Here is a 12,024-nt window from a genome sequence, read left to right as displayed (position 1 = left end):
ACATGGCGGTCAAGGCAGCGAAAATCAGCATCTACGCCTGGGAAGGCACGGATCGCAAAGGCAGCAAAGTCACGGGCGAGTTGAGCGGGCAAAACCCCGCGCTGATCAAGGCCCAGCTGCGCAAACAAGGGATCAATCCAGGCAAGGTACGCAAGAAATCCACCTCCTTGCTCAGCCTCGGCAAACGCATCAAGGCCCAGGACATCGCCCTGTTCACGCGGCAGATGGCAACCATGATGAAGGCCGGCGTACCGCTGTTGCAGTCGTTCGACATCATTGGCGAAGGCTTCGACAACCCGGCGATGCGCAAACTGGTGGACGAGGTTAAGCAAGAGGTGGCCGCCGGCAACAGCTTTGCTGCGGCCCTGCGCAAGAAGCCGCAGTATTTCGATGAGTTGTATTGCAACCTGGTGGATGCCGGCGAGCAATCCGGCGCCCTCGATACGTTGCTGGAACGGGTCGCGACCTATAAGGAAAAAAGCGAAGCGCTCAAGGCCAAGATCAAGAAAGCCATGACCTATCCCGCCGCCGTGGTACTGGTGGCGATGGTGGTCACGGGGATTTTGCTGGTGAAAGTGGTGCCGCAATTCCAGGCGGTATTCTCCGGTTTCGGTGCTGAACTGCCGGCCTTTACCCTGATGGTGATCAGCATCTCGGAGTTCATGCAGCAATGGTGGTGGATAGTGCTCGGCGCGCTGATTGCGGCGGTGTTCGGCATCCGTCATGCGCTGAAGAAATCCCAGGCCTTGCGCGACCGCAAAGACACCTGGCTGCTGAAGCTGCCGCTGGTGGGCACGCTGATGTACAAATCGGCGGTGGCGCGATTCGCCCGCACCCTTTCGACCACCTTCGCCGCTGGGGTACCGCTGGTGGAGGCACTGGATTCGGTGGCCGGCGCTACTGGCAACGTGGTGTTCAAACGTGCCGTGCTGCGCATCCGCCAGGACGTCGCCACTGGCATGCAGCTGAATTTTTCCATGCGCAGCACCGGGGTCTTCCCCAACATGGCGGTGCAGATGACCGCCATCGGTGAGGAGTCGGGCGCACTGGATGACATGCTCGACAAGGTCGCCGGTTTTTATGAGGACGAAGTGGATAACATGGTCGACAACCTCACCAGCCTGATGGAGCCGTTCATCATGGTGGTGCTCGGGGTCATCGTCGGCGGGCTGGTCGTGGCCATGTACCTGCCGATTTTCCAACTCGGCTCAGCGATCTGACATGCCTATCGACGAACTCTTCAGTCTGTATCCGCTGGCCTTCGTACTCGCCGCCCTGCTGCTGGGGCTGGTGGTCGGCAGTTTTCTCAACGTGCTGGTCTGGCGTCTGCCGAAAATGCTCGAGCGCGATTGGCGCCAGCAGGCGCAGGACGTCCTTGGCCTGCCGAGCGAAACGCCGCTGCCAACCTACAACCTGATGCTGCCGCACTCCCAGTGCCCGCACTGCGGCCACCGGATTCGGGCGTGGGAGAACATTCCACTGCTCAGCTACCTGCTGTTGCGCGGACGCTGTTCGGCGTGCACCGCCCCCATCAGCAAACGTTATCCCCTGACCGAACTGGCCTGCGGCCTGCTCTCGGCATTCGTCGCCTGGCATCTGGGGTTCGGCTGGCCGGCCGGTCTGTTGATCGTCCTCACCTGGGGGCTGCTGGCGATGAGCCTGATCGACACCGAACATCAACTGCTGCCCGATGTGCTGGTGTTGCCGTTGTTGTGGCTGGGGCTGATCGTCAACAGTTTCGGCCTGTTCGTCTCGCTAAACGCGGCGCTGTGGGGCGCGGTGGCCGGTTACATGGCGCTGTGGTCGGTGTTCTGGCTGTTCAAGCTGCTGACCGGCAAGGACGGCATCGGCCACGGGGATTTCAAGCTGCTGGCGCTGCTCGGGGCCTGGGGTGGCTGGCAGATTCTGCCGCTGACGATCCTGCTGTCATCGCTGGTGGGGGCGATTGTCGGGGTGATTCTGTTGCGTCTGCGCGAGCAGAAAACCTCGACGCCGATCCCCTTCGGCCCGTATCTGGCAATTGCCGGCTGGATTGCCTTGCTCTGGGGTGGTCAAATAACCGACTTCTATTGGCAGTTTGTCGGTTTGAAATGAATACCCCTGTGGAAAAACCCTGGATTCTCGGCCTGACCGGCGGCATCGGCAGCGGTAAAAGCGCCGCGGCCCAGCACTTCATCGATCTCGGAATCCATGTGGTCGACGCCGACCATGCGGCGCGCTGGGTGGTCGAGCCGGGACGTCCGGCACTGGCAAAGATTGCCGAGCACTTCGGCGCGGATGTGTTGCAGGCTGATGGCACGCTGAACCGCGCCGCCCTGCGCCAGCTGATCTTTGAAGTGCCGGAGGAACGCCGCTGGCTCGAAGCCTTGCTGCATCCGTTGATCGCCGAGGAAATCGCCCATCATCTGGCGCTGGCAAAATCGCCGTACGCGATTCTGGTGTCGCCGCTGTTGATCGAATCCGGGCAACACGCGATGACCCAGCGGATTCTGGTGATCGACGCCCCGCAACAACTGCAGATCGAACGCACCTTGCAGCGCGACCAGACCAGCGAACAGCAGGTCCAGGCGATCCTCAAGGCCCAGTCGAGCCGCGAAGATCGCGTGAGCCACGCCGACGATGTAGTGGTCAACGACCGCGACCTCGCCTGGCTGCACAGCGAAGTCGAGCGTCTGCATCACTTTTACCTGACTTTATCCGGAGGCCAGTCATGAGCCCTACAACCGTCGAATGCCCAACCTGCGGCGCCCCCGTGGAATTCACCCCCGAGAACAAATTCCGCCCGTTCTGCTCCGATCGCTGCAAGCTGATCGACCTCGGCGCCTGGGCGTCCGAAGAGCACAAGATTCCGGTCGCCCCGGATGCCGAAGACGAAATGTTCTCCGGCGATTTCGACCCGCGTCACTGAGATCAGGGCCGCATGAAGCCGTAGTCCTGATCGTCGTCGAGGTTTTCCGCGAGAAAGCGCAACTCGTCGGCCAGGTCTTCGGCGTTGCGCACCGTCTTGCTCTGTTGCACCACCGCGCTGAGCAAGGCGCGCAAACTCAGGCCCGGATCGAAGCCCACCTCCAGCGCCATGTCCAGACTCTGCCGTGTCTCCTGCCTCGCCCACTCGTAAACACTCATGCCGCTGCTCCTGAAGGAATTTGGCCGAGCATGAAATGCCATGCGGGTGGCGGGTTTGATGTGGATCAAGACTTGGGATCGTCGTCCTTCCAGGGCGCCGAAAGGTATCGGGTGCGGTTGAAGGTTTCCAGCCACTCGGGACTGAACACCACCAGCGCACTGATCACCATGCCGTTGATAAAGGCTTCGGGGAAAATCAGCAGCCACAGATAGCCGATGAAGTCTTCCAGCCATTCCGGCATGGCGAACAGACCGTCGTACCAGAGCAGGCCCAGGCTCAATGTCAGGCACAGCAACGCCGACAACGCCGCCGCAAAGAACCCGGAACAGAAGATGTACACAAACGGATTACGCGGCTGGGCACGCTCGACGATGATCGCCACGCACTCGGTGATCAACACCGGCAACAGGATCAGCAACGTACCGTTGACCCCGACCGCCGCCAGATCCTGACGCCCGAGCAACACCAGCCCGAGCTGCGCCACCAGCCCGCCGATGATCGCCAGCGGCCAGTCGAGCAGCAACGTCACGGCGGTCATGCCGATAAAGTGATAAGAAACCCCGGTGTCGAAATCCCTGCGCACCATCCACAGCAGAAACAAGGCGAACACCGTGCCGAACAGCAGATGCTGGCGGCGACTGTCAGTGAACAACTCGACCCACGGCGCACGACAGATCGCCCAGACCAGCACCGGCAGGTAAATCAGCCAGCCAAGTGTCAGGCTTGTCGAAGACAGCAGTTCTGCACCGATCATGAATCCCTTACCTTCTCCATGGGTTTGATTCCCTTATCGGAGTCTACACCGCCCTCTTCCAGGCATCAGCCGATGCAAAGCTTTCTGCTTGTCGCATTTGAACGCTAAGCTTGGGCCTATGGATGACTCAGATTACTTACGCCTGCTGACCATTGCGGCCGAGCAAGCCAACGCGTTCCTGTCCAATGCCCGCAAATGGGAGCGTGAGCGTTGGGTCTGCCAGCGCCTGCTGCAAGGCTTGAACATCCCTTACCGCGCCGATGAGTTCGCCCCCGCCGGCGAGCCGCCGGACGTGCTGTTTCGCGATGCCAATTTCGAAGTGTTCTTCGTTCTCGATGAAGGCCGCCGACTCAACGACGAATGGCGCGATGAACTGCAACGTCGCCGCAGTGCGTTTTCCCTCAGCCAACTGGTGCGCCGTGAAGCCAAGCCACGGCGGATCCCGGCCAATGAGTTCTTGCTGCGACTGGCGCCGACCTTGCGCAAAAAAGCGCACAACTACAAAGAACGCGGTATGGATCTGGGTGAACTGGACATCATTGCCTTCGCCAGCCTCAAGCGCGAGGTGCTGGACCTGAACAGCCATTTTCCACCGCCGACCGAGTATCTGCGCCAGGGTTGGCGCTCGCTGTCGCTGGTCGGCCCGACCTTCGCCCGGGTGCTGTTCGCCCATCCCGATGCGCCGGACTTTCTGCGCAGCAACCTCGGTCGCAGCATCGTCTTCGATGTCGGGATCAGCCTGTGACGCCGCTGCAGCAGTTGATTGCCGACGTCCCGCAGACTGGCCGCGTACGCTGGATCGGCGTGCGCCCCGAGTCTCGCGGCCCGATGATCGAGCTCGACGCCGTCGAGGCACGGCTCGAAGCCGGATTGACCGGTGACCACGCCCGCCCCGGCGTGCGCAATGCGCGGCAAGTGACGTTGATTCAGTTCGAACACCTGGCGGTCATCAGCGCGTTGATGGGCCGGCCTGAAGATCAACCCGTGAGGCCTGAAGACCTGCGGCGCAATCTGGTCATCAGCGGTATCAATCTGTTTAGTCTCAAGGGTCGGCGCTTTCGCATCGGTCAGGCAATATTCGAGACTACCGGCTGGTGTCAGCCCTGCGCGCGCCTGCAAAACAACCTTGGCCCCGGCACCTTTCAAGCGGTGCGCGGGCATGGCGGAATTACCGCGCGGGTGTTACAAAGCGGGATCATTCGCCTCGACGACGGTGTTTCTGTCGAACCGGTTCCGGCCAGTGGCTATGCTGCATTCAACCCGGGTTAAAAACCGCTGTAGCTTCCCCACCTTCAGCAACGTCTACCTGACGAGGCCTTTATGACCAGCCGCCTGAACCCCGAAGACCAGAAGCATGTCGAAGAGTACCTGCAGTTGTCCCAACACCGTGTCGAGCGCCGGCCTTTCCGGCCGTGGATGCTCCTGGTGCTGGTGCTGGCAGTGACCATTGGTCTGGGCTTGCTGAGCCGATTAATCAGTTACCTGACGCTATGAGCTGCCTCGCGCTCGCTCGGGTAACCGCACCGATTTCCTTTAAAAACCTTGCGAGTTATCCCTATGTCCCATCGTATTGTTATTGTCGGCGGCGGCGCCGGCGGTCTGGAGCTGGCTACCCGTCTGGGTAAGACTCTGGGCAAGCGCGGCACGGCCAGTGTGATGCTGGTCGACGCGAACCTCACGCACATCTGGAAACCACTGCTGCACGAAGTGGCCGCTGGATCGCTGAACTCTTCCGAAGACGAACTCAACTATGTTGCCCAGGCGAAATGGAACCACTTCGAGTTCCAGCTTGGGCGTATGAGCGGGCTTGATCGCGCGCAGAAGAAAATCCAGCTGGCAGCCACCTACGACGAGAATGGCGTGGAACTGGTACCGGCTCGTGAAGTGGCCTACGACTCGCTGGTGATCAGTGTCGGCAGCACCACCAACGACTTCGGTACCCAGGGCGCGGCGCAACACTGTCTGTTCCTCGACACTCGTAAACAGGCCGAGCGTTTTCACCAGCAACTGCTCAACCACTATCTGCGCGCGCATGCCGGGCAGACCGATGTGATCGAGCAGATCAGTGTGGCGATCGTCGGGGCCGGCGCCACGGGCGTCGAGCTGGCGGCAGAACTGCACAACGCGGCGCATGAGCTGGCGGCCTACGGCCTGGACCGGATCAAACCGGAAAACATGCACATCACCCTGATCGAAGCCGGCCCACGAGTGCTGCCAGCCCTGCCGGAGCGCATCAGCGGCCCGGTGCACAAGACTCTGGAAAAACTCGGGGTCAATGTGATGACCAATGCTTCGGTCAGCGAAGTGACCGCCGACAGCCTGATTACCGCCGATGGCAACGTGATCAAGGCCAGCCTGAAAGTCTGGGCTGCCGGGATTCGCGCGCCGGGTTTCCTCAAGGACATCGACGGTCTGGAAACCAACCGTATCAATCAGCTGCAAGTGCTGCCGACGTTGCAGACCACCCGCGACGAAAACATTTTCGCCTTCGGTGACTGCGCCGCGTGCCCGCAACCGGGTTCGGATCGCAACGTGCCACCGCGTGCGCAAGCCGCGCACCAACAAGCTTCGTTGCTGGCCAAGTCGCTCAAGCTGCGCATCGAAGGCAAGACCCTGCCGGAGTACAAATACACCGACTACGGCTCGCTGATTTCGCTGTCGCGCTTCTCGGCTGTGGGTAACTTGATGGGCAACCTGACCGGCAGCGTGATGCTCGAGGGCTGGCTGGCGCGGATGTTCTACGTGTCGCTGTACCGCATGCACCAGATGGCGCTGTACGGGCCGTTTCGCACGGCGATGCTGATGCTGGGCAGCAAGATCGGTCGCGGCACCGAGCCACGTCTGAAGCTGCACTAAAACCAAAAACTGTGGGAGCGGGCTTGCTCGCGAAGAGGTCGTGTCATTCAACATTCCTGTCGACTGATACACCGCTTTCGCGAGCAAGCCCGCTCCCACATTGTTTTGCGCAGCTCACAAATCCAGCTCACTCCTGCAATCGATCTCTGTTCATCAGAGCTGGAAGCGCCGCACCATGCCTTGCAGCGCGTTGGCCAGTTGCGACAGTTCGTGACTCGACGCGCTGGTCTGATCGGCGCCCGCTGCCGAACGGACCGACAGGTCGCGAATGTTCACCAGGTTACGATCCACTTCCCGCGCAACTTGCGCCTGCTCTTCGGCGGCACTGGCGATCACCAGATTGCGCTCATGAATCTCATGCACTGACGCGGTGATGGTTTCCAGCGCCTCCCCGGCACGCTCGGCCAACGCCAGCGTGGTCGTGGCCCGTGCGGCGCTGGCCTGCATCGAATCCAGCGCCAGGCTTGAACCACTGCGCATGCCCTGCACCATCTGCTCGATCTCCTGCGTCGATTGCTGGGTGCGATAGGCCAGCGCCCGCACTTCATCGGCGACCACCGCAAAACCTCGTCCGCTCTCCCCTGCGCGGGCCGCCTCGATGGCGGCGTTGAGCGCTAGCAGGTTGGTCTGCTCGGCAATGGCACGGATCACATCCAGCACTTTGCCGATGTCCTGTGACTGGTTGGCCAGCGATTGCACCAACTCGCCGGTGTGCTGCACGTCGCTGGCCAGCGCATTGATGGCCGATGCGGTGTCGCTGACCCGCGCCTGTCCCAGTTGCGCCGACTCACTGGATTGACGAGTGGCATCGGACGTCGATACGGCGTTGCGAGCGACTTCTTCAACGGCCGTGGTCATTTCATTGACCGCCGTGGCGGCCTGTTCGATTTCGTTGTTCTGCTGCTGCAGGCCTTGTGTGCTGTCGAGCGTCACCGCATTGAGTTCATCGGCAGCGGTCGCCAGTTGCGTGGCCGAACCGCTGATGCCTTGCAGCGTTTCCCGCAGGTTCTGCTGCATGGTCGCCAGCGCCTTGAGCAAACGACTGACCTCATCGTTGCCGTGGGTTTCGATCGGTCGGGTCAGATCGCCCCGGGCCACGCTTTCGGCAGCGCTGACAGCGCTGCTCAGCGGACGGACGATGCTGCGGGTGAGCAACATGGCCAGGGCCACCGTGGCCAGCGCCGCCAGCGCGATGAACAGACTGACGATGGTGCGCGAGGTCTGATAGTGGTCAGCGGATTTCTGGCTTTCAGCGGCCACCTGTCTGGCGAACAGATCCGCCAGGTCATTGAGCTGCTTGCCGGAGCCGTCGACCACGGTTTTCATATCAATCAGCAGCAGTTTGGTCAGTGCGTCACGCTGGCCTTGATCGGCCAGGGTGAAGGATTGCGCGATGCCGGTGCGATATGCGGCAAAGGTTTTTTTGAACTGGTCATAGAGCTGCTGGCCTTCCGGCGTGGTGACCAGTTTGTCGTAGGCGGCAATCTTCTCGCTCAGCTCTTTGTCGCGGGTGTCCATCTGGCTGCGGTAAGTCGCAATGTTCTTCGGATCCTGATCAAGCGCCATGCGCAGGGAAATCGTGCGGATCCGCAGCATCAACTCACGAATCTCGTCGCCGCCGCGAATGCTCGGCAGCCACTGGCTCTCTACCGCGACCTCACTGTCACGGATGCTCGACATCTGCCCCAAGGCAAATACGCCAAGCAACGCCACCAGTACCGCGATCAGGGCAAAACCCAGCGCGGCACGTGGAGCAATATTCAACTGACGAAGCAACATGAGGGACGCCCTTATTCTTGTATTGGCCAGATTGAAGGGGCGAACAGCGGCAGTCCCCTCTCGTTAGCGGGCTATCGGCAAGTTGTACGATGACTTGAAGGGAATTGTCTTTCGCGAGGACAAAAAAAATCCTCGTATCTTTCGATACGAGGATTTTCAATATGGTCGGGGTAAGGGGATTCGAACTCCTGACATCCTGCTCCCAAAGCAGGCGCGCTACCGGACTGCGCTATACCCCGGTAAAAAAAAGGCGACCTTTCAAAGATCGCCTTCTTCGATCAGCGCTTTTGGCCTCTGATCTTAAGATTCGATCCCAGTGTTACCTGGTTTCAAAAATGGTGGGTCGTGTGGGATTCGAACCTACGACCAATTGGTTAAAAGCCAACTGCTCTACCAACTGAGCTAACGACCCAAAAATGGTCGGGGTAAGGGGATTCGAACTCCTGACATCCTGCTCCCAAAGCAGGCGCGCTACCGGACTGCGCTATACCCCGGTTTGAAATTGGCTCCGTGACCAGGACTCGAACCTGGGACCCAATGATTAACAGTCATTTGCTCTACCGACTGAGCTATCACGGAACTACATATTTCAATTTACAACGGTGAATCTTACAGCTCTTAGACGTCGTTCGCATCGCTGCGTTCGTGTGTCTGAGGCGCGCTATTCTACAACCTAGAACACCTCTGTCAACCCCCTAAATCGCTTTCAAGTTAATGATTTGCAACTTATTTCAGATTTCAGCTCAGTGAGCTGAGATGCTGCGGGTGACTGACTGCGGGGCGCACTTTACAAGCCTTTTCCTTAGAGTTCAACAGCCTAACGAAAAAAAGGCCTCGCAAAGCGAGGCCTTCCTTATTTCATTGGCTTTGCCGCTCAGTCGAAAACGATTTCGTCGTTCACGACCTTGCCGGTCGCCGTATCGCCCGGCAGGAAATGCCCTGACAGGATCAACTGCGCCAACGGGTTTTCGATCCAGCGCTGGATCGCACGTTTGAGCGGACGTGCGCCATACACCGGGTCGTAACCCACGGCAATCAACTTGTCCATGGCTTCCGGACTCAGTTCCAGCTTCAGCTCGCGCTCGGCCAGACGACTGCGCAGACGGCCCAGCTGGATCTCGGTAATGCCCGCGATCTGATCCCGCGCCAGCGGCTCGAAAATCACCACTTCGTCGACCCGGTTGATGAACTCCGGACGGAAGTGCGACGTCAGCGCGTCCATCACCGCTGCACGCTGGGCCTCACGGTCACCGACCAGTTCCTGGATCTGCGACGAACCGAGGTTCGACGTCATGACGATCACGGTATTGCGGAAATCCACCGTGCGCCCGTGACTGTCGGTCAGACGGCCGTCCTCCAGCACTTGCAGCAGGATGTTGAACACGTCCGGGTGCGCCTTCTCGACTTCGTCCAGCAGGATCACCGAGTAAGGCTTGCGACGCACCGCTTCGGTCAGGTAACCACCCTCCTCGTAGCCAACATAGCCCGGTGGTGCACCGATCAGCCGTGCCACGGAATGTTTCTCCATGAACTCGGACATGTCGATCCGCACCATCGCCTCTTCAGTATCAAAGAGGAATTCGGCCAGCGCCTTGCACAGCTCGGTTTTACCGACACCGGTCGGGCCGAGGAACATGAACGAGCCGCTTGGACGATTCGGATCCGCCAGCCCGGCACGCGAACGGCGTACCGCGTTGGCGACCGCAACCACCGCTTCGTCCTGACCGATCACACGCTGGTGCAACAGGCTTTCCATCTTCATCAGCTTGTCGCGCTCGCCTTCGAGCATTTTCGACACCGGAATACCGGTCCACTTCGAAACGACTTCGGCGATTTCCTCTTCGGTCACCTTGCTGCGCAGCAACTGGTTTTCGCTCTTGCCGTGCTGGTCGACCATTTGCAGGCTGCGCTCCAGATCCGGGATCACCCCGTACTGCAATTCGGCCATGCGATTGAGGTCGCCTTTACGGCGCGCCGCTTCCAGCTCCTGACGCGACTGCTCGATCTTTTGCTGAATCTGCGCCGAACCCTGTACCTCGGCTTTTTCCGAGTTCCAGATTTCTTCCAGATCCGAGTACTCACGCTCGAGGCGGACGATTTCTTCCTGGAGTTTTTCCAGGCGTTTCATCGCCGCTTCATCGCTTTCTTTCTTCAGTGCCTGAGATTCAACCTTGAGCTGAATCAGGCGACGCTCCAGACGATCGAGCACTTCCGGCTTGGAGTCGATCTCCATGCGAATACGGCTGGCGGCCTCGTCGATCAGGTCGATGGCCTTGTCCGGCAACTGCCGATCCGTGATGTAGCGATGGCTGAGCTTGGCCGCGGCGATAATCGCGCCGTCGGTGATCGCCACTTTATGGTGAACCTCATAACGCTCCTTGAGGCCACGCAGGATGGCGATGGTGTCTTCTTCACTCGGCTCGTCCACCAGGACTTTCTGGAAACGCCGCTCAAGCGCCGCATCCTTCTCTATATATTGGCGGTACTCGTTGAGCGTGGTTGCGCCGACGCAGTGCAGCTCACCGCGCGCCAGTGCCGGTTTGAGCATGTTGCCGGCATCCATCGAGCCTTCGCCCTTACCGGCGCCGACCATGGTGTGCAATTCGTCGATGAACAGAATGATCTGCCCTTCCTGCTTCGACAGCTCATTGAGCAGGGCTTTCAGGCGCTCTTCGAACTCACCGCGATACTTGGCACCGGCAATCAGCGCGCCCATGTCCAGCGACAGCAGACGTTTGCCCTTGAGGCCGTCCGGCACTTCGCCGTTGATGATGCGCTGGGCCAGACCTTCGGCAATCGCGGTTTTACCCACGCCAGGTTCACCGATCAGCACCGGGTTGTTCTTGGTGCGACGCTGCAGAACCTGAATGGTGCGGCGAATTTCGTCGTCACGGCCGATCACCGGATCGAGCTTGCCTTCTTCGGCACGCTTGGTCAGGTCGACGGTGTATTTATCCAGCGCCTGACGCGACTCTTCGTGGTTGGCGTCATTCACCGCCTCACCGCCGCGCAGGTTGTTGATCGCGTTTTCCAGGGCTTTCTTGCTCACGCCCTGGCCGAGCAGCAATTTGCCGAGCTTGCTGTTCTCGTCCATCGCGGCGAGCAGCACCAGTTCGCTGGAAATGAACTGGTCGCCCTTCTGCTGGGCCAGACGATCCGCCTGATTGAGCAGACGCGCCAGATCCTGCGACATGTTCACGTCGCCGGTCGGGTTCTGGATTTTCGGTAATTGGTCGAGCTCTTTGGTCAGCTCTTTGCGCAAGCTGTTGACGTCGAAGCCGACTTGCATCAACAGGGGTTTGATCGAACCACCCTGTTGTTCAAGCATGGCTTGCATCAAGTGCGCCGGCTCGATGGCCGGATGATCGTGGCCGACAGCCAGGGATTGGGCGTCGGACAACGCCAACTGAAGTTTGCTGGTTAAACGGTCTATACGCATGGGGTCACCTTCCTTTTGAGCAGGCCGGACCTAAAAACCATCCTGAATAAAGAAACCTGCCAGATACCA

Annotated in this window: 12 protein-coding genes and 4 tRNA genes; 8 read left to right on the top strand and 8 right to left on the bottom strand. The window is 59.9% G+C overall.

Going from position 1 to position 12,024, the window contains the following annotated elements; translation table 11 throughout:
- Nucleotides 1-2 precede the first annotated feature (2 nt).
- The 4 genes from M0814_RS25220 to yacG are packed head-to-tail and all read left to right on the top strand — an operon-like array spanning nucleotide 3 to nucleotide 2,908.
- A complete protein-coding gene (locus tag M0814_RS25220) occupies nucleotides 3-1,220 on the top strand; it encodes a type II secretion system F family protein (RefSeq protein WP_003228289.1) in 1,218 nt (405 codons plus the stop codon).
- 1 nt (nucleotide 1,221) lies between these two features.
- Nucleotides 1,222-2,094, top strand: a complete 873-nt coding sequence (locus M0814_RS25215; RefSeq protein WP_003228291.1) for an A24 family peptidase — start codon at nucleotides 1,222-1,224, stop codon at nucleotides 2,092-2,094.
- Complete coding sequence (gene coaE, locus M0814_RS25210; protein ID WP_003228293.1) at nucleotides 2,091-2,714, top strand: dephospho-CoA kinase; 624 nt, start codon at nucleotides 2,091-2,093, stop codon at nucleotides 2,712-2,714. The genes M0814_RS25215 and coaE overlap by 4 nt, the downstream gene beginning before the upstream one ends.
- Entirely contained in the window at nucleotides 2,711-2,908 is a 198-nt protein-coding gene (yacG, locus tag M0814_RS25205; protein ID WP_003228296.1) for a DNA gyrase inhibitor YacG, read from the top strand. Before coaE ends, yacG begins: the two co-directional genes overlap by 4 nt.
- A gap of 2 nt (nucleotides 2,909-2,910) precedes the next feature.
- Here the strand turns inward: yacG and M0814_RS25200 are convergent, their stop codons facing one another.
- Both M0814_RS25200 and M0814_RS25195 read right to left on the bottom strand, forming a co-directional pair.
- Nucleotides 2,911-3,126, bottom strand: a complete 216-nt coding sequence (locus M0814_RS25200; protein ID WP_003228298.1) for a hypothetical protein — start codon at nucleotides 3,124-3,126, stop codon at nucleotides 2,911-2,913.
- Between the two features lie 65 nt (nucleotides 3,127-3,191).
- The gene (locus tag M0814_RS25195) at nucleotides 3,192-3,881 is read right to left on the bottom strand and encodes an energy-coupling factor ABC transporter permease (protein ID WP_103484970.1); all 690 of its coding nucleotides are present in this window, start codon (nucleotides 3,879-3,881) and stop codon (nucleotides 3,192-3,194) included.
- Nucleotides 3,882-3,999: 118 nt separating this feature from the next.
- Between M0814_RS25195 and M0814_RS25190 the strand changes: the two genes are divergently transcribed.
- From M0814_RS25190 to M0814_RS25175, 4 genes are all read left to right on the top strand, one after another.
- On the top strand, nucleotides 4,000-4,626 hold the full coding sequence (locus M0814_RS25190; RefSeq protein WP_003228301.1) for a DUF1780 domain-containing protein: 627 nt from the start codon (nucleotides 4,000-4,002) through the stop codon (nucleotides 4,624-4,626).
- Entirely contained in the window at nucleotides 4,623-5,150 is a 528-nt protein-coding gene (locus M0814_RS25185; protein WP_003228303.1) for an MOSC domain-containing protein, read from the top strand. Before M0814_RS25190 ends, M0814_RS25185 begins: the two co-directional genes overlap by 4 nt.
- A gap of 51 nt (nucleotides 5,151-5,201) precedes the next feature.
- Nucleotides 5,202-5,375 (top strand): DUF3094 family protein, encoded by a 174-nt coding sequence (locus M0814_RS25180; protein WP_003228304.1) that lies wholly within the window; start codon nucleotides 5,202-5,204, stop codon nucleotides 5,373-5,375.
- Nucleotides 5,376-5,438: 63 nt separating this feature from the next.
- Nucleotides 5,439-6,737, top strand: coding sequence for an NAD(P)/FAD-dependent oxidoreductase (locus tag M0814_RS25175; protein WP_003228306.1), 1,299 nt, complete (start codon nucleotides 5,439-5,441; stop codon nucleotides 6,735-6,737).
- A 153-nt stretch (nucleotides 6,738-6,890) separates the two neighbouring features.
- Here the strand turns inward: M0814_RS25175 and M0814_RS25170 are convergent, their stop codons facing one another.
- The 6 genes from M0814_RS25170 to clpB form a co-directional block, all read right to left on the bottom strand.
- A complete protein-coding gene (locus tag M0814_RS25170) occupies nucleotides 6,891-8,516 on the bottom strand; it encodes a methyl-accepting chemotaxis protein (protein WP_103484971.1) in 1,626 nt (541 codons plus the stop codon).
- A 162-nt stretch (nucleotides 8,517-8,678) separates the two neighbouring features.
- A tRNA-Pro gene (locus M0814_RS25165) sits at nucleotides 8,679-8,755 on the bottom strand.
- Between the two features lie 97 nt (nucleotides 8,756-8,852).
- Nucleotides 8,853-8,928, bottom strand: a tRNA-Lys gene (locus M0814_RS25160).
- Between the two features lie 5 nt (nucleotides 8,929-8,933).
- Nucleotides 8,934-9,010, bottom strand: a tRNA-Pro gene (locus M0814_RS25155).
- A 9-nt stretch (nucleotides 9,011-9,019) separates the two neighbouring features.
- A tRNA-Asn gene (locus M0814_RS25150) sits at nucleotides 9,020-9,095 on the bottom strand.
- A gap of 295 nt (nucleotides 9,096-9,390) precedes the next feature.
- A complete protein-coding gene (gene clpB / locus M0814_RS25145; RefSeq protein WP_027612807.1) occupies nucleotides 9,391-11,955 on the bottom strand; it encodes an ATP-dependent chaperone ClpB in 2,565 nt (854 codons plus the stop codon).
- Nucleotides 11,956-12,024: the final 69 nt, after the last annotated feature.

It is taken from the genome of Pseudomonas sp. MWU12-2020 (assembly GCF_023100605.1).
Classification (GTDB): domain Bacteria; phylum Pseudomonadota; class Gammaproteobacteria; order Pseudomonadales; family Pseudomonadaceae; genus Aquipseudomonas; species Aquipseudomonas fluorescens_H.
This window is presented reverse-complemented; position numbering and strand designations above follow the sequence as displayed.